We start from the raw sequence: 17,593 nt of genomic DNA, 5'->3' as shown, positions 1-17,593 counted from the left end.
ATAAAGCCGTGCGGATGTGGGATCAATCCCGGGCGTCGATAGGCGAGCTAGCGAATCTCCCGTGAAGGGGTGGCGACTACCTCGTCGTTCACTGTGCGCGGCATACATGTGCGCCACGGTGGCTGCGTCCACCGCGAGTACGATCACTGAGGGCTCGCGGTCGGGATCACGCCTGCTGGGCGGGCGCCGCAGCGGAGTCGGTGGGCTCATCCCGCGGTGGGGCGGCCGGCTCGTCGTCGATGCCCAGCTGGGCGGCCTCGCGCAGGGGAGGTTGCAGGACGGCGGCCCCCAGCACGATCGGTAGGTAGGCGGGCAGCACCGTCCAGGGCCCCACGAACACGTTCTGCACCACGGTCAGGGCCGCGAAGAACAGCCAGGGCGTGGCCTTGAGGCGCCCCAGGTCGCGCATCATCGCCGCCAGCGCCATTCCCGCAATGAGCAGCAGCAACAGGCCGCCCGGGATCGAGGCCGCCGCCCACATGTCCATGAGACCCGAGTGCAGTTCGATGCGGCCGCCGAACATGAAGTTCTCGACGTAACCGTTCTCCGGGTCGTAGCCCAGGGCGGCCATGCCTTGCTTGGCCACCCATAGATCCTCGAAACGGGGCTTGACGCCGGCGCCGTACCCCCAGGGCCGGTTCTGGAACAGCGCCCAGGAGGCCCCCAGCTCGGGGCGGGCGGACAGGAGCAGGCCCGCCGAGCTGGAGGACTGGGCAATGGTCCGGTTCTGGGCGTCCTCGCCCAGGGTCCCGGACTCCGAGGCCATGACCACCCCAACCATCGCCACGATCCCCACGACCGCCAGAACGAGGATCTGGGAGATCGCCAGGCGCCGGGGAGTGGGCACGTGCCAGCGGGCCCAGGACGCCAGGGCCTGCCAGATGACTGTGCCCAGGATGATGGCCAGGAAGGCCAGGGTGGAGCGCGAGTCGGAGACGAGGAAGACGCCGCTGAGTACCAGCAGGGCCACGATCTGCACCAGCCGGCGCTGGTCGGCCACCAGGCTGAGGACCATGATCGTCACCGCCGCACCGATCCCGAACTTCCACGGGTTGGAGCTGGTCTGCAGCAGGGGCAGCGCGTCCAGGAACATGCCGAAGCCGACTGCCAGGGCCGCGCGTCTCGCGCCCAGCCGGCGGGCCCCCCACACGAAGACGGCCACCGCGCAGGGCACCGCCAGCAGGCTCAAGGTGGTGACCCGGCGGGCCCAGGCCTCGACGACGAAGCTGCTCTCGGCCAGCAGGGACATGATGTAGGCCGTGCCCGACGCCAGGATGGACAGCACGAGCAGTAGCGAGAAGCGGCGCGCCTTGCGCACGGCCGTCCAGGTGATGGGGACCGAGGCGAGTGCGACACAGTCCCCGACACTCAGGGCTGCCGCCAGTTCCCGGCGCACACCCACGCAGACCAGCAGGACGACGGCGATCGCCATCTCCAGCCGCCGCCATGTCGTCCCCGGTTCGCGGCTCGATTCAGGATCAGCGTCCGACGGCGTCCGTGAGTCCTGGTGGGAGGTGCCCTGCGACCATGTCTGGGCCACGGCCGGTCAGGCGTCTTCCCGAGAGCGACGACGCCCGATGATGAGCAGCGGGTCCTCGACCTTGTCCTGCGGGTTCTTCTGACTCAGGAAGTACAGCAGGATCGCCATGATGGCGCCGGCGGCCAGTCCGATGGCGGTCCCGATGAGCGCGGTGGACACGGCCGACAGGCTCGAGGGGGAGGAGGGGGTCGTGGGGGAGTCGACCACCTTGAGGGATGCGGTGGTGTTCCCCGCCTGCCCGGAGCTGGACAGGTCGCGGGCCACCGAGTCCAGGGCGCTCAGCTCGGCCTCGGCGATCCTGTGAGCGCGCTCGGGATCCGTGCTGGTGCCCCGGATCTCCACCAGCGTGGTGCCGGTCTTGCTGGTCACCGACACGGACTTGCGTAGCTCCTCCTGGCTGATTCCTGTGTTCTTGGAGACCTCCGCGAAGGTGCTCTCCGAGGTTCCGATCTCCACCAGCGTCGGCATGACGGAGGTCAGGTAGTTGAAGGTGTTGGGGAGGTTGGCCTCACCGTTCTCCACGTACAGGTTCGCGTTGGCAGTGGAGGTGTACTGCGCCGGCGTCAACAGGCCGAAGACAGTGCCGATGATGGTGCCCAGCACAACGTGCATGACCACCAGGACTGCGTTCTTGCGCAGCGCGATGATGAGGGTTTCCGGGTCCATGGGTTCCGTTTCGGTGATTGCGGGAGCAACAGAATAGCGCGCCGTTTGGGGCGAGAGCCGGGCACGGGAAGTGAATCACCTCCTTCCCGGGCAGTTCTCAGAACTCGTCGGGGCGTTGGGGCTCGAGGATTGCAGGCACGTGCAGGATGATCGACCGGTCGGGTAGTGACCAATGCGACGGGACTGCGCCAGGCGGAGTAGGGCCCACGACGACGCAGGTGTGAATGACTCCTCGGCGGCGCTCAGGGGGCGCCGGGGGGCTCGGTGGCGCTGTGGCGGTGGACGGCGCTCTCGGTGCGCGAGTCGGCTCCCTGCCCCGAGGCGTCCTCGGAGCCGTTTGAGTTGTCTGCGGGGCCGGAGTGGAGGGTGGGCTCGGCCTTCATGCCGCGCAGACCGTTCCAGGCGAGGTTGACCATGTGGGCGGCCACCTCCTCCTTGCTCATCGATCGGTTCTCCAACCACCACTGAGCCGGCATGGCCACGATACCCACCAGCATCTGGGCGTACAACGGGGCCGTGCGCGGGTCCAGGTCGTGAGCGGCGAACTGCGAGGCGAGGATCCCGGAGACCTCGATGGCGACGTCGGCCAGCAGCGTGGAGTAGGTGCCGGCGGCGCGGTCCGAGCCGGCCGAGAGGATGCGGAAACCGTCGGGGGAGTCCTCGATATAGGTCAGCAGGGCCAGGGCGGCCCGCTCGGCGACCCGTGAGGCCGAGCCGGAGGCGCCGGATCCTCCTGTTGCGTGACGCTCGGCCTCGGGCGCCGTTGCGGCGTCCGAGGCCGGGTCTGCGATCGCCGAGGAGATTGCGGCCGAGATCGTGGTGATCTCCCGGTCGACGACGACGGCGTACAGGCCCTCCTTGCCGCCGAAGTGCTCGTAGACCACCGGTTTGGACACCTGGGCGCGGGCCGCCACCTCCTCCACACTCGTGGCGTCGAAGCCGCGCTCGGCGAACAGCCCGCGGGCCACGGCGATGAGCTGCTCGCGCCGCTCGCTGGCGCTCATGCGGGTGCGCTTGGCCGCCATGGCCCTAGCCCCTCTCGCTGTGGTCCGCCGGCCGGGTGGGGCGACGACGCTCGGACCACTGGGCGAAGCGCTCCGAGGCCAGGGCCCCGGTGCGGCGGGCCAGCCGGTGGCTGGGGGCCTCGATGAAGCGCTGGAACAACCAGGTCAGCGGCGCCGAGACCACCGGCGCCAGGATGAGCACCCACCACGGAGACATTGGCTGCGCGAGCAGTCCCTGTGGAACGATGGCAAGTCCTTCCACCAGGTGGAGACCAAGCAGTGCCACCGGGGAGAGGAGGCTGAGCACCCACCACGGCGAGATCGAGTGCGTCAGCAGCCGCAGCGAGACCACGACCGGCTCGTGCACCAGGTACAGGGAGAAGGACATGAGCCCCAGGTACTGCACGGTGCGCGAGCGCAGCAGGCCGCGCAGCGCCCCGGCCCTCACCACGAGGTGGACCAGGTAGGCCGCTGCCGCCAGGGTGACCGCGTTGGCCAGGCGCTGGGCCGTGTGGCTCTCCATCCCCGGCCACCAGGCCAGGGTGATGAGCAGCAGGCACACCAGGGCCTGCGCCGTCGCCCAGGGGCGGGGGCGCTCGGGGACCGGGGCGGGGTTGTGCCCCCAGGCCCAGCCCATGACCGCGCCGACGGTGAAGACCGGCAGGTAGCTGCCCGAGCCGGGGCTGGCGGTGATGACGGGCACCGCCAGGGCCGCCACCACCGGCAGCCAGGAGATCCGCCAGCGGGCGCACAGGGCCACCCCGAGGATCATCAGGGGCAGTACGAAGGAGAAGATCGCCTCGGCGTGCAACGACCACAGGACGGTGTTGCGGTAGGCGTGCTTGGGGATGAGCAGGTACTCCATGAGCATCTGGCGTGCCCCGAGCCCCACGGGGTGGGTGACGGTCATCCAGTGTCCCAGCGCCGGATCCTCCGAGCGCGGCACGAGCAGCATCGCGATGACTGCGAAGGTGGTGGAGGCCGCCGCCGGCAGCCACAGGCGCACGAAGCGCCTCGGGGCGTAGTCGACCCAGTCGAAGCGCCGCCCCTGGGCGTGGCGGCGGGCCACCGGGTAGGTCAGGGCCACGCCGGACAGGACGAAGAAGATGAGGACGGCCTCGTGGCCCGCCCACAGCAGGTGGAGGGGGCTCTGGGTGAGGATCCGGTTGAAGGTGCCGGTGGGGACGGTGCCGGGCCGCGCCCCGACCTCCGCCAGCGCGGGGACGGTCTCCAGGGCGTGATGGATGAGCACGATGACGGCGGCCAGCCCGCGCAGCCCGTCGAGCTCGATGAGTCGCACCGCTGCCGGCTTGCCGGAGGAGGGAGGGGGAGCGGAGGGGGAACTGGACATGCCCCCATCCTGCCCTGTCCTCCCAGCCGACCGCGAAGCCCAAGGAGTGTGGCATACGCCCCGCGCAGGTGGGAGGCTCGGTGCCAGGTCCGGTCCTGGAGGCGACCGGGACGCAACCGGGCGCGACCGGGGCGCGCTGAACCGCCGCGTAAGGTGCCGAGTGCGACCGGGACATGAGAGACTGTCCCGGCGTCTCGCCCCTCGCCGTCGGGCCCGGGTCGGGATGTGTCCTTCCGCCCTGGTGTAGCGGCAGCACGCAGGCCTTTGGAGCCTTGAGGCCCGGGTTCGAATCCTGGGGGCGGAGCGGCGTAGCATGAGCGGCGTTGGGGTTCCCTCGCTCTCACGCCCGACGGCGGTCACCCGGCCGCCGGCGGTATACGCGCCAACCGTCCATCCGTACCTGATTTCAGAAACCGTTGGAGTCCGTCCCCGGCCTCCGCCCGGTCGCGGCCGGAGACGTCGGGAGCCCGGGCGCGAACCTGTGAGAAGAGGACACGTGACGCCAACCGCACCCGCCGCCGTCATCGTCATGGCCGCAGGCAAGGGAACTCGTATGCGATCGGTCACCCCCAAGGTCCTGCACCGGATCGGCGGTCGCAGCCTGGTGGACCACGCCGTCACCGCGGCCAGGGGGCTGGAGCCCCAGCACCTCGTCGTCGTCGTACGCCACGAGCGCGACGCCGTCATCGCCCATCTCGCCGAGGTCGCCCCCGACGCCGTCCCGGCCGACCAGGACGAGGTCCCCGGCACCGGGCGGGCCGTCGCCTGCGGGCTGGCCGCCATCCCCGAGGACCTCACCGGGCCCGTCGTCGTCACCAGCGGGGACGTCCCGCTGCTGGACACCGCCACCCTGAAGGATCTCCTGGCTCAGCACCATGAGCGCGGGGATGCCGTCACCCTGCTGACCACCGAGCTCGAGGACCCCACCGGCTACGGGCGCGTCGTGCGCGAGGCCGACGGCACGGTCTCGGCCGTCGTCGAGCAGCGCGACGCCAGCGAGGCCCAGCGCGCGATCCGCGAGATCAACGCCGGCGTCTACGTCTTCGACGCCGCCCACCTGCGCACCGCTCTGGCGACCCTGGGCACGGACAACGACCAGGGCGAGGTCTACCTCACCGACGTCGTCGCCCACGCCCACCGGGCCGGGCGGTCCACCAGCGCGCTGGTCGCCACCGACCACTGGCTCGTCGAGGGCTGCAACGACCGCGCCCAGCTCGCCGAACTCGGCGCCGAGCTCAACCGCCGCGTCCTGGCCGACTGGATGGCCCAGGGCGTCGGCGTCGTCGACCCCTCCTCCACCTGGGTGGACGTCACCGCCGAGCTCGCCCAGGACGTCACCCTCGAGCAGGGCGTCCTCGTGCGCGGAACCACCCGGATCGGCCAGGGTGCCCGCGTGGGCGCCTACGCGATCCTCACCGACGCCGTCATCCCGGCCGGCTGCGTCGTGGCCCCCTTCAGCCAGCTTGACGCCGACGCCGCCCAGGCCTGACGCATGAGCGCAGCGCAGCTTCGGCCCCGACCGGTCCGGCCGTCCGGGGCGTGCCGGCCGGGGCGATCACTGACCTTCACCTCCGTCTCCAACAGTCACATCGAGGGCCGCACCGGCCGTGAGAAGGGAACCACGTCATGACGGGCATCATTACCAAGGGTGAGAAACGGCTGGTCGTCGTCTCCGGACGCGCCCATCCCGAGCTCGCCCGGGACGTGGCCAGCGAGCTCGGCACCGAGGTGCTGTCCTCCACGGCCTACGACTTCGCCAACGGGGAGACCTACGTCCGCTTCAACGAGTCGGTGCGCGGCTGCGACGTGTTCGTCGTCCAGTCCCACGGCGACCGCGTCAACGACTGGCTCATGGAGCAGCTCATCATGGTTGACGCCCTCAAGCGCGCCTCCGCCAAGCGCATCACCGTGGTCGCCCCCTTCTTCCCCTACGCCCGTCAGGACAAGAAGCACCTGGGGCGTGAGCCCATCAGCGCCCGCCTCGTGGCCGACCTCTACAAGACCGCCGGCGCCGACCGCCTCATGAGCGTGGACCTGCACACCTCCCAGGAGCAGGGCTTCTTCGATGGCCCCTGGGACCACCTGTGGGCCCAGCCGGTGCTCGTGGACTACGTGCGCACCCGCGTCGACCCCGCCAACGCCGCCGTCGTCTCCCCCGACGCCGGCCGCATCCGGGTGGCCGAGCGCTGGGCCAACCAGCTCGGCGGCACCCCGCTGGCCTTCGTCCACAAGACCCGCGACGTCACCCGCCCCAACGAGTCGGTGGCCAACCGCGTCGTCGGAGATGTCGAGGGACGCTCCTGCGTCCTGGTCGATGACATGATCGACACCGGAGGCACCATCGCCAAGGCCGTCCAGGTGCTCCTGGACTCCGGGGCCAAGGACGTCATCGTCGCCGCGACCCACGGGGTGCTCTCCGGGCCGGCCGTGGACCGGCTCTCCACCTGCGGGGCCCGCGAGGTCATCGTCACCGACACCCTGCCGATCCCCGCCGGCAAGCGCTTCGAGCAGCTGACGGTTCTGCCGATCGCGCCGCTGCTGGCGCGGGCCATCAAGGCCGTCTTCGACGACGGCTCAGTGGCGGAGCTCTTCGACACCGTCGGCGTCGCCGGCGACTGAGACAGTCGGGTCCGCTCCTCGCAGGACCCCCATGAGCCGTCGCGCACCGGCTGAGGCCTGTGCACTCCCGCCCTCGTCGGGCCCCTCACCGGGCCCGACGAGGGCGTCTGTCATGGGGCGGGCTCCCCATGACGGCGAGTCGCGCTCGGGGCGTGCAGTAACCTTCAGATAACGATTTCGTTGCAAACCGACCTCACGGTCACGTAGCGTGGCGCCGTCATCGAACTGTGTTCCTTTCGTTGCCTCTTCGTGTTCCGCTTGGTCGGAGGCGCTCCCCGAACCAACAGGCGCTACCAGTTAAATTAATCGTTATCGCAGACATTCAACCGGCGACTCATGTGGGCCTCATCCGACCCGGTACCAGCGATGATCTGTGATCCGCTTGCGCGTTGCTCGCCATATGTACCGGAGGTTTTCGTGCGTCGTCTCTCTACCATCCCCCGTCTTGCCATCATTGTCTCCCTCCTGCCGCTCCTGCTCGCCTCGATGGTTGTCCTGACCCCCGCCGCCCCGGTGGCCACGGCTCAGGAGGCCGAGGCCGATGCCGACGGAGGCGACCGGGGCGACGGCTCCGGCGACGTCGGTGACAATGAGGCCGCCGCTGCCGCTGGTACTGACCCCTCCGGCCAGTCCTCCCGGGAGCCCGCCTACACGGCCGCACCCTTGCCCACGGTGCAGATCGACGGCGTCGCCTGGGGGCAGCTCGTCGTCGGTGACGTGGTCTACGTCGTCGGCAACTTCAATAACGCCCGCCCGGCCGGGGCCCGTGCCGGACAGCAAGAGGTCCCGCGCTCCAACATCCTGGCCTACGACCTCAACACCGGGAAGCTCATCGAGGACTTCGCCCCCACCCTCAACGGCGCGGGACGAAGCCTGGCCCTCTCCGAGGACGGCAAGACCCTCTATGTCGCCGGGGAGTTCGACAAGGTCAACAACGAGTGGCACAGCCGTCTGGCCGCCTTCGACATCTCCCACGGGCACGGCACCCTCATCTCCTCCTTCCAGCCCGTGTTCAGCACCACCGTCAAGGACATCGCGGTGGCCGGCGACACCCTCTACGTCGGGGGCTACTTCACCAAGGTGAACAATCAGCAGCGGACCCGTCTGGCCGCCCTCAAGGCCTCCACCGGTGAGCTCCTGGACTGGACCGCCTCCGCCGAGGGCCCCAACGCCCAGGTCTACGCGATCGAGGTCTCCCCGGACCATTCCAAGGTCGTCATCGGTGGCTCCTTCTCCACGGTCAACGGCTCGAGCAAGCCCGGATACGGGATGGCGCTTCTGAGCGCCTCCACCGGTGAGGTGCTGCCCATGCCGGTCAACGACACCGTGCGCACGGCCGGTGAGAAGGCCGCCATCTTCGACATCGCCGTCGACGAGGACGGTTTCTACGGCACTGCCTACTCCGCTGTCGGGCGCCTCGACGAGGCCAACCTCGAAGGGAGCTTCAAGGCCGACTGGAACGGCAACCTTGTCTGGCTCGAGCCCTGCCACGGTGACACTTATGGGATCGCCCCCACCAAGGACACCGTCTACACGGTGGGGCATGCCCACTCCTGCGAGACCATCTACGGGTTCCCCAACATGCCCGAGGTGCGCAAGGACGGTCAGCACCCCCTGTACGTGCGGGCCATGGCCTTCACTAACAGCCCCGATATCACCATCCGCCACCAGGGGGTGGTCGACGGGTACCAGGACTGGTCGACCTCGGGTCTTAAGAGCCCCACGATCATCGGCTGGTACCCGGACCTGGAAGCGGGGAAGTTCACGAAGACGTCCCAGGCCGCCTTCAAGGTCGACGTCACCGACTCCTACATCCTTATGGTGGGCGAGTTCATCGAGGCCGACGGCAAGGTCCAGCAGGGGATTGTGCGCTACCCCAGGCGCGCGGGCCAGCCCACGCTGCCCCCCGAGGGCAAGGCCGAGACCCTGGCGGCCAAGGCGGAGGTGACGACGTCGGGCACTGTCAAGGTCTCCTTCACCGCCACCTGGGACCGCGACGACCCGACCCTGACCTACAGCCTCTACCGGGATGACGAGACCACGCCGGTGGCCACCGAGAAGATCAGCGACACCCGCTGGGCCCTCAAGAGCCACAGTCTGGAGGACACCACCTGCTCGCCCGGCGATCACACCTACCGCCTGGTGGTCTCCGACCCCAGCGGCAACACCATCACCGCCCAGATCCCGAGCCTCACGGTCCCCAAGACGGCGCAGAACAACAAGGAGAAGGGCAAGAAGGCCAAGCCCGCCGCTGAGGCGAAGGATGCCGCCAAGAACGCGGACCCGGACCAGGACGGCAACCAGCAGGCCGCCGACGAGGACCAGGCCACCGATGAGGAGGACGACAACTGAGCGCTCCGGCCAGGCGGGTCCTGGCCGGGAACCTGCCTGGTCCGGTGCAGATATGAAGGGCGGGTCCGATGCTTTGAGCATCGGACCCGCCCTGACGCTGGTGTCGGCAGCCGGCTCACCAGGAGCGGCGCGTCGGTTGCCTGCGGCGACCGGCCGAGGCCGCAGAGGCAGCCGAGGCGGAGGCTGTGTGCCGGGCCGAGGAGGCCGACGACGCCGAGGCCATCTGCTGACCGGGCTGGATCGACGGCGGAGGAGGCGGGGGCGGGGCGTCCGGCCGATCAGGACTGCGGTGGCGTCCACCCGCTGACGCCGACACCGGCGTGAGATGGCGGGTCTGCTCGATGGAGGACTCCTCGGACAGCGGCGTCACGAGAGTCAGCCGCGGCTTGGACATCCGCCGGCGTCGAGCCAGGGTCTGCCGGCGTGAGGGTGCCTGCTGACGCATCGACGTCGAAGGGGAGGGGGAGCCGGTCTCAGAGGCCGAGTCCTGCGTGCGCGCCGCGACGCGTGAGACCTCAGCGGCGGCCGGAGACTCGGGGGCTGAGGGAGTCGGCTGGGCCCGGCGTCGGCCCGTCGTCGTCGGCAGGGCAGAGGCATCCTGCCAGCCGGCCGATGTCACCGAGCGGTCCGCTGAGGGCGAGGTGATGCGCCGTCGGACGGGCGTGCTCGGCGCGGAGCTCGACGTCGGTCCCGAGACGCGCCGGCGCCCGGTGGCCGGCGTGGCGGAGGCCGGGGAGCCGGCGGACGAGGTGATCGGTGCCGGGGCCGACGTCGGAGCCGGCGGGTACTGGTAGGAGGGTCCCACCGAGGGGACGGAGGAGGCCGGGGAGGCTGAGGAGCCCGAGACGGTCTGCCCGGTGGGCAGGGCGGTGCTGCGGCGGGTGGGACCGTCGGGTGCGCCCGGGAAACGGTGGCTCCCGGACGTCGGGGCGGCCGTGTAAGGCTGCACCGCGATCGACGGGGAGGCCGGCACCGTCAGGTCGGCGGGGGTGGGCAGCGGAGGGGGCAACGGTGCGTGCCTGTAAGGGGCGCTGGCCTCGGAGGCCGACTGGGACGAGTCGGTCCCGGCCGAGATGGTGTCGGCCGAGGCGCTTGGCGCCGACAGGTCGGCCTGCTGACGCTGCATGGCGGAGGTGATGCCGGAGGTGAAGCTGTGCGCCGGGTCCGGGGTGGAGGGCTGGACGGACGGCTGTGCTGAGGACTGAGCGGAGACGGAGGCCGCCGAGGGTGACGACAGCGGCGCCGCGCTCATGGAGACGGGGCTCTGCGAGGCGGGGGACGTCGGCACCGGGGAGGCCGGCGACGGCATCGGCGCCGGGGCGTGGGCCGGCTCCTGGGCGGAGGGCGCCGGCTGGGCTGCCGGGTTCGCGGAGTCGGAGATCGCAGGCATCGCGGTCGTCTGCTGGGGCGACTGGGGCGACTGCGGGGCTGAGAAAGTCGGGGCCGGTGCTGATGAGGCCGTCGGCTGAGAGGCCGGTACTGGGGCCGACGTCGAGCCCGGCAGCATGGGCGCGGAAGCGGGCGACGGCATCGAGGCCGGAGCCGCCTGCGGGGCCATGGCGCCGGGGGCCGGGATGACGGAGGCCTCGGGGGAGGCCGGGATGACGGAGGCCTCGGGGGAGGCCGGGACCGGAGACTGGGCCGGGAGCTGCTGATACTGGTAGGGCGGCTGCGCCTGCACCTGAGGCTGCGCGGGCGGCTGGCTCGGTCGCAGCAGGTCCGAGGTCTTCTGCCTCAGAGCGCTCAGCGTGGTCGCGGTGCGCCCGGGGCGGATCTCTGCGCCCCTGTCGGCGCCGTGGCCGCTGTCGCGCCGGTGACGGAACATCGCGTAGGAGACGGAGGCCAGAAGCCCCAGCAGCAGTCCGGAGATCGCCGCGGCCCGGGCGCCGGGGCGCTCCATGGTGGTGTTGGCCGTCGTGGCGGGCGAGGTGGTGCTCGTCGTCATACCCAGGGCCTGCTTGCCCAGCAGCTCGCCGGAGGTGAGCTCCTTGTTGAGCGAGTCGGCCGTCGCCTGGGCCATGTCGACGGCCTTCTGCTTGCTGCCGGCCTTGGCGGTGATGGACAGGACCAGGGTCTCGGGCGGGTTGGTGACCGTCAGCGCGTCCGACAGGTCGGTGGTCTCCATGTTCAGGTCGGCTGCCGCCGGCTCGAGGACCTTCGGGCTCGTGGAGAGCTCCACGAGGGTCGGCATGAGGTCCTTGGCCTGGGTGGAGAAGGAGGGGGTCTCCTTGGACTTGGGCTGGATGCCCAGAGTCGTGGTGGCCATGGCCACCGGCTTCGTCGACAGGGCCACTCCCAGCCCGGCCAGGATGCATACGAGCAGGATGACGAGGCAGGCGACTAGGTTCCTGCGGATGGCGTGAAGGATCTGCGACGGCTGCACGCTGCTCCTCATCTGGTCTGGGGAAGATCTGGATCTGGTCGATACCGGCGGCCCGTCGGGCACCGCGGGCCGTGTGGCCCGGCGGAGGCTGAAAGGCTACGGCCCAACCCTAACTGTAAGATCACGCTCAGGTCTCGGTGACTGTAGTAGCCTTCGCTGCGCCCCCGGCCACGCCTGGAATCCTCAGACGTGGGGGAGCGGGCGATGTGGTGAGTCTTTCACTGGAATCGTGTGATGGGTGAGGGTCCTGAGGACCCCCGTCCCCACAGTGAAGAAGGCGTCGGGGTCGGCCCAATCGGGACGACGTCGACGGATTTCTTCCGGTCGGCCCTGACCTTGGTCAGGGCCGCCGAGGCCCTCCCAGCATCTTCCCGGGCATTTCTCACAGCAGTCCTGTCGCGGCTTGCCGCCCCGCCGGCCGGCCGCCGACAAACCACCTATCGACCACCGACCGACCACCGACTCGACCGCCGTGACATCACCGCGGTCATGACACAACAAGGGAGGAACGATGTCCTTCGCCAGGACCCTGTTCATCGTCCTCCCTATGGTGGGCGTCGCCCTGGCGGTCCTCATCTTTGTGGCCGACCGCATCCACCGCCGCCCCATCGCCGGGGCCGCACTGGTCATGGGCGCCATCGGTTTCGTGCCGGTGTGGGTGATGATCCCCTTCGAGCCCAATGTGCCTCCGGCCACCCTGGCCTGCTTCCTGGTGGTTCTCTCCCTCCTGCCCGGCTTCTCGTGGCGGCTGACCAGCGGTGACTTCATGGTCGCCACCGCCTGGTGCCTGGTGGGCCTGTCCGTCGCCGCGGGCTCGCCGCTCAACTACGTCCTGTCCGACGTCGTCTTCGGCGCCCTGCCCGCCTACCTCGCCGGACGGCTGCTCGTGGAGCGGCTCGGGCTGCGGCGAGTGGCCGAGGTCCTGGCCATCGTGTGGATCGTGGTGGCCGTGCTGGCGCTGTTCGAGGCCCTCACCACCATCAACCCCTTCAGCTACATCGCCATTGAGAACAACCTCTACGAGGAGTGGGCCCCGCCCTTGGCCCGGGGCAGCTTCACCCGTGTCGAGGGGGCCTTCGGTCACCCCATCGCTCTGGGGGTGTGCCTGGCTGCCGGGATCCCGCTCATCCTGGCTGCGCGGTGGAGGCCCGGCTACCGGATCGCGGCCGGTGCCCTCGTCCTGGGGGCGACCATACCGACCTTCTCCCGCTCGGCGATCGCCTGCGCCGTCATCGCCGTCATCCTCAGCCTCATGCAGGTGCACATCAACATCCCCGCCCTGTGGAGGATGAGCTTCCTCATGGTGCTGGTCGGTGTGGGCAGCGTGCTGCTGCCCTACGTCCTGGGCGTCTTCGACTCGGCCGGCCGCGAGCAGGAGGACTCCGCCGGCTACCGCGGCGACATCCTCGTCCTGGTGCGCCAGCTCAAGCCGCTGGGACTGTCCTCTTCTTATCAGAAGGTAGGGGACTCAGTGGCCTGGGGCGGCTACAGCTCCATTGACAACCACCTGCTCCTGACCGCGTTGCGCTTCGGGTGGATCCCCGTGGTGCTCGTCATGGTGGGGCTGCTGGTCTACGCCGCCAGGGCCGTCGTCCAGCGCTCCAACCCCGCGCAGATCGCGCTGCTCAGCCTCATCCCGGCCTACGGCACGGTTGCCTTCATCACCCAGATCGGCACCGTTGTGTGGCTCATCGCCGGAATGGCCGCCTCGGCGCAGGTCTCCGTCCTGCTGGAGAGCCGCAACAAGACCACGGGCGGGGGCGTCGGCGTCGTCGCCGGGCACGCCAACCCCTGGAACCAGGTCCGCAGCGGGGACTGGGTCCGCCGGGCCTTCACCGGCCGACCGGTCCGGCCCGCCGGTGGTTCCGGGGCGGGGAGTCACTAGACTCGCGGCCGTGCTCCTGACTGCGCTCCTGCCTCCGCTGCTCGCCGACGCCGACATCGCCCGCACCGTTCGCGCCTCCTCCTCCCGCTCGCGCACCGACCGCAGCCTCGTGGTGGCGCCGGGCGCCCGACCCGCTGTCCTGGCCGCCATGGCCCTGGGCGAGGAGGGCGTCCAACGGGTCGCCGGCGGCGACGCGCCGACGGCCGGCTCCGCCGAGGCGTCTGGCACGCCCCTGCTGGTCGTCACCGCCACCGGCCGCGAGGCCGAGGAGACGGCCCTGGCGCTGCGCAGCTACCTGCCGGCGGAGAACGTCGCCGTCATGCCCGCCTGGGAGACCCTGCCCCACGAGCGCCTCTCGCCGCGCGCCGACACCGTCGCCCAGCGCCTGTCCGTCCTGCGCCGCCTGGCCCACCCCGAGGAGGGCGGGGCGATCCGCGTCCTCATCGTCCCCGTGCGCGCCCTGCTGGCCCCCGTCATCGCCGGGCTCGGCGAGCTCGAGCCCGTCCAGCTGGCCCCCGGTCTGACCGTCGGTCTGGAGGAGACCGCCCGCCGCCTGGAGGCCGCCGCCTACACGCGCGTCGACATGGTCGAGTCCCGCGGCGAGTACGCCGTGCGCGGCGGCATCCTCGACGTCTTCCCGCCCTCCGAGCCCCGGCCGGTGCGCGTGGACTTCTTCGGCGACGAGATCGACGAGGTCTCCTCCTTCGCCGTCGCCGACCAGCGCACCATCGAGACGCTGGGCGCCGTCACCGCCACCGCCTGCCGCGAGCTGGTCCTCACCGACGCGGTGCGCGAGCGCGCCGCCGCCCTGGCCGACGCCGTCCCCGGCGCCGCCGACATGCTGGAGAAGATCAGCCAGGGCATCGCCGTGGAGGGCATGGAGTCCCTCGCCCCGGTGCTGGTTGAGAAGATGGTCCCGCTGCTGGACCTCGTCGGCGACCGCCTCACGGTGCTGCTGGAGCCCGAGCGGGTGCGCAAGCGCGCCGAGGACCTGACCGCCACCACCACCGAGTTCCTCGCCGCCGCCTGGACCTCGGCGGCCTCCGGCGGCACAGTCCCCGTCGACCTGTCCGCCGCCGCCTTCGCCCACCTGGCCGAGGCCCGGGCCCTGGCCCTGTCCTCCAACCGCGGCTGGTGGTCCTTCACCGCCCTGGCCGCCGGCCCCGAGACCACCCGCCTGGACCTCAGCGACCCCCACACCTACCGCGGCGAGCTCGAGCGAGCCGTGGCCGACCTGGGCCGGCTGGCCCGCCAGGGCTGGACCGTCGTCGTGGCCACCGACGGGCCCGGACCCGGCCGGCGCATGGCCCAACTCCTGGGCGACGGCGACGTCCCCGCCCGCATCGTCGACCAGCTCTCGGAGGTCGGCGAGCTCGGCCGCGACAGTGACTGGGTCCCCGCCCCGGCCGCCGTCGCCGACGAGACCGATGCCGACGGCTCGGCCGGCGCCCCGACGGCGGGCCCCGGCGACGGCGTCGTGCGCGTCACCCAGGCCAGTGCCGGCCACGGCTTCCTCGCCGAGGGCCTGCGCCTGGCCCTCATCGCCGAGTCCGACCTCACCGGCCGGGCCAGCGCCGGCCCGCGCGAGCGCCGCAGCCTGCCGGCCCGCCGCGCCCGCCGCTCCGTGGACCCCCTGTCCCTGCACGCCGGGGACCTCGTGGTCCACGCCCAGCACGGGGTGGGGCGCTTCATCGAGCTGAGCCGGCGCACCGTGGGCGGGGCCCGCTCCTCGGCCACCCGCGAGTACCTCGTCATCGAGTACGCCCCCTCCAAGCGCGGCCAGCCCGGCGACCGCCTCCTGGTACCCACCGACGCCCTGGACCAGGTCACCAAGTACGTCGGCGGCGACAGCCCCGCCCTGAGCAAGATGGGCGGCGCCGACTGGGCCAAGACCAAGTCCAAGGCCCGCAAGGCCGTGCGCGAGATCGCCGGCGAGCTCGTGCGCCTCTACGCCGCCCGCGCCGCCACCACCGGTCACGCCTTCAGCCCCGACACCCCCTGGCAGACCGAGCTGGAGGAGGCCTTCCCCTACACCGAGACCCCCGACCAGCTCTCCACCATCGACGAGGTCAAGGCCGACATGGAGAAGGCCCAGCCGATGGACCGGCTCGTGTGCGGCGACGTCGGCTACGGCAAGACCGAGATCGCCGTGCGTGCCGCCTTCAAGGCCGTCCAGGACGGAAAGCAGGTCGCGGTCCTGGTGCCCACCACGCTCCTGGTGAGCCAGCACGCCGAGACCTTCACCGAGCGCTACGCCGGCTTCCCGGTGACCGTGGCGGCCCTGTCCCGCTTCCAGGACGCCACCGAGTCCGCCAAGGTGCTCGAGGGCCTGGAGAAGGGGAGCGTGGACGTCGTCGTCGGCACCCACCGCCTCATCACCGGCCAGGTGAAGTTCAAGGACCTGGGCCTGGTCATCATTGACGAGGAGCAGCGCTTCGGGGTGGAGCACAAGGAGACCCTCAAGGCGCTGCGCACCAACGTGGACGTCCTGTCCATGTCCGCCACCCCGATCCCACGGACCCTGGAGATGGCGGTCACCGGCCTGCGCGAGATGTCCACCCTGGCGACCCCGCCCGAGGACCGCCACCCGATCCTGACCTACGTGGGCGCCTACGAGACCAAGCAGGTCTCCGCCGCGATCCGCCGTGAGCTGCTGCGCGAGGGGCAGGTGTTCTTCGTCCACAACCGGGTCGAGGACATTGACGCCACCGCCGCGCGCCTGGCCGAGCTGGTGCCCGAGGCGCGCGTGGCCACCGCCCACGGGCAGATGAACGAGCACCAGCTCGAGGCCGTCATCGACTCCTTCTGGCGTAAGGAGACCGACGTGCTCGTGTGCACCACGATCGTGGAGACCGGGCTGGACGTGTCCAACGCCAACACCCTCATCGTGGACCGCGCCGACCGCATGGGCCTGTCCCAGCTCCACCAGCTGCGCGGGCGCGTGGGGCGCGGCCGGGAGCGGGCCTACGCCTACTTCCTCTACCCCTCGGACAAGCCGCTGACCGAGACGGCCCTGGAGCGCCTGCGCACCATCGCCACCAACACGGATCTGGGGGCCGGGATGCAGGTGGCCATGAAGGACCTGGAGATCCGCGGCTCGGGCAACCTGCTCGGCGGCGAGCAGTCCGGGCACATCGCCGGGGTCGGCTTCGACCTGTACGTGCGGATGGTCTCCGAGGCCGTGGCCGCCTACAAGAAGGCCCTGGCCCGCTCCGGGAAGGCCGGGGCCGACGCGATCGGCTTCGAGGAGGGCGACGAGGAGGACGTCGAGCTGCGCATCGAGCTGCCCGTGGACGCCACCGTCCCCGAGGACTACATCCCCCACGAGCGCCTGCGCCTGGAGGCCTACACCAAGTTCGCGGCGGCGCGCTCGGGGGAGCAGGTCGACGACGTCCTGGAGGAGCTGACCGACCGCTACGGGCCCGTGCCCGAGGCGACCGCCCTCCTGGCGGCGCTGGCGCGGCTGCGGGCCCTGGCCGCCGAGCTGGGGGTGCGCGAGATCGTCGCCCAGGGCAAGTCGGTGCGCTTCGCCCCGGTGGACCTGCCCGAGTCGGCGCGCATGAAGGTCACCCGCCTCTACCCGGGCACCGTGCTGAAGCCGGCCACGCGCACCATCGTGGTGCCCGCCCCGGGCACCAACCGCATGGGCGGGGCGGCGCTGTCCGGCGAGGAGGTCGTGCGGTGGGCCGAGGTGCTCCTGCGCGCCGTCGTCCAGGGCGACACTACCTACGAGACCGAGGCCACCACCTACCGCAAACGCCGCTGACGGTGGGCGGCGGCGGACCGGCTGCGT

10 protein-coding genes and 1 tRNA gene are annotated in these 17,593 nt (G+C 71.0%); 6 read left to right on the top strand and 5 right to left on the bottom strand.

Going from position 1 to position 17,593, the window contains the following annotated elements:
- Positions 1-166 precede the first annotated feature (166 nt).
- The 4 genes from HMPREF9058_RS11770 to HMPREF9058_RS11755 all read right to left on the bottom strand — a co-directional run bounded on the left by HMPREF9058_RS11770 (position 167) and on the right by HMPREF9058_RS11755 (position 4,561).
- Entirely contained in the window at positions 167-1,540 is a 1,374-nt protein-coding gene (locus HMPREF9058_RS11770) for a hypothetical protein (protein WP_254654152.1), read from the bottom strand.
- A 6-nt stretch (positions 1,541-1,546) separates the two neighbouring features.
- Positions 1,547-2,206 (bottom strand): chain-length determining protein, encoded by a 660-nt coding sequence (locus HMPREF9058_RS11765; RefSeq protein ID WP_009407542.1) that lies wholly within the window; start codon positions 2,204-2,206, stop codon positions 1,547-1,549.
- 242 nt (positions 2,207-2,448) lie between these two features.
- Positions 2,449-3,231 (bottom strand): TetR/AcrR family transcriptional regulator, encoded by a 783-nt coding sequence (locus tag HMPREF9058_RS11760; RefSeq protein ID WP_009407502.1) that lies wholly within the window; start codon positions 3,229-3,231, stop codon positions 2,449-2,451.
- Between the two features lie 4 nt (positions 3,232-3,235).
- Positions 3,236-4,561: an acyltransferase gene (locus HMPREF9058_RS11755; RefSeq protein WP_009407671.1), complete on the bottom strand. Its 1,326-nt coding sequence runs from the start codon at positions 4,559-4,561 to the stop codon at positions 3,236-3,238.
- Between the two features lie 232 nt (positions 4,562-4,793).
- On the opposite strand from HMPREF9058_RS11755, the gene HMPREF9058_RS11750 reads away from it, so the two are divergent.
- The 4 genes from HMPREF9058_RS11750 to HMPREF9058_RS11735 all read left to right on the top strand — a co-directional run bounded on the left by HMPREF9058_RS11750 (position 4,794) and on the right by HMPREF9058_RS11735 (position 9,532).
- Positions 4,794-4,865: transfer RNA gene (locus HMPREF9058_RS11750), tRNA-Gln, on the top strand.
- Between the two features lie 192 nt (positions 4,866-5,057).
- A complete protein-coding gene (locus HMPREF9058_RS11745; protein ID WP_009407721.1) occupies positions 5,058-6,050 on the top strand; it encodes a bifunctional N-acetylglucosamine-1-phosphate uridyltransferase/glucosamine-1-phosphate acetyltransferase in 993 nt (330 codons plus the stop codon).
- A gap of 137 nt (positions 6,051-6,187) precedes the next feature.
- Positions 6,188-7,180: a ribose-phosphate diphosphokinase gene (locus tag HMPREF9058_RS11740; protein ID WP_003787536.1), complete on the top strand. Its 993-nt coding sequence runs from the start codon at positions 6,188-6,190 to the stop codon at positions 7,178-7,180.
- Positions 7,181-7,597: 417 nt separating this feature from the next.
- Positions 7,598-9,532 carry a hypothetical protein gene (locus tag HMPREF9058_RS11735; RefSeq protein WP_009407657.1) on the top strand — a complete coding sequence of 645 codons (1,935 nt, stop codon included), beginning with the start codon at positions 7,598-7,600 and terminating at the stop codon, positions 9,530-9,532.
- Between the two features lie 115 nt (positions 9,533-9,647).
- On the opposite strand, the gene HMPREF9058_RS11730 is transcribed toward HMPREF9058_RS11735, so the two are convergent.
- Complete coding sequence (locus HMPREF9058_RS11730; protein ID WP_009407624.1) at positions 9,648-11,915, bottom strand: chain-length determining protein; 2,268 nt, start codon at positions 11,913-11,915, stop codon at positions 9,648-9,650.
- Between the two features lie 511 nt (positions 11,916-12,426).
- On the opposite strand from HMPREF9058_RS11730, the gene HMPREF9058_RS11725 reads away from it, so the two are divergent.
- Positions 12,427-13,800, top strand: a complete 1,374-nt coding sequence (locus HMPREF9058_RS11725) for a hypothetical protein (protein ID WP_009407798.1) — start codon at positions 12,427-12,429, stop codon at positions 13,798-13,800.
- A 10-nt stretch (positions 13,801-13,810) separates the two neighbouring features.
- Complete coding sequence (gene mfd / locus HMPREF9058_RS11720) at positions 13,811-17,566, top strand: transcription-repair coupling factor (RefSeq protein WP_009407572.1); 3,756 nt, start codon at positions 13,811-13,813, stop codon at positions 17,564-17,566.
- Positions 17,567-17,593: the final 27 nt, after the last annotated feature.

The organism is Actinomyces sp. oral taxon 175 str. F0384, from assembly GCF_000223355.1.
GTDB lineage: Bacteria > Actinomycetota > Actinomycetes > Actinomycetales > Actinomycetaceae > Actinomyces > Actinomyces oris.
This window is presented reverse-complemented; position numbering and strand designations above follow the sequence as displayed.

Bases quoted from the DNA above. Each gene is read 5' to 3' on its own strand.
- HMPREF9058_RS11755 (WP_009407671.1), bottom strand. From the start codon at position 4,561: ATGTCCAGTTCCCCCTCCGCTCCCCCTCCCTCCTCCGGCAAGCCGGCA.
- HMPREF9058_RS11740 (WP_003787536.1), top strand. From the start codon at position 6,188: ATGACGGGCATCATTACCAAGGGTGAGAAACGGCTGGTCGTCGTCTCC.
- HMPREF9058_RS11760 (WP_009407502.1), bottom strand. From the start codon at position 3,231: ATGGCGGCCAAGCGCACCCGCATGAGCGCCAGCGAGCGGCGCGAGCAG.
- HMPREF9058_RS11765 (WP_009407542.1), bottom strand. From the start codon at position 2,206: ATGGACCCGGAAACCCTCATCATCGCGCTGCGCAAGAACGCAGTCCTG.
- HMPREF9058_RS11725 (WP_009407798.1), top strand. From the start codon at position 12,427: ATGTCCTTCGCCAGGACCCTGTTCATCGTCCTCCCTATGGTGGGCGTC.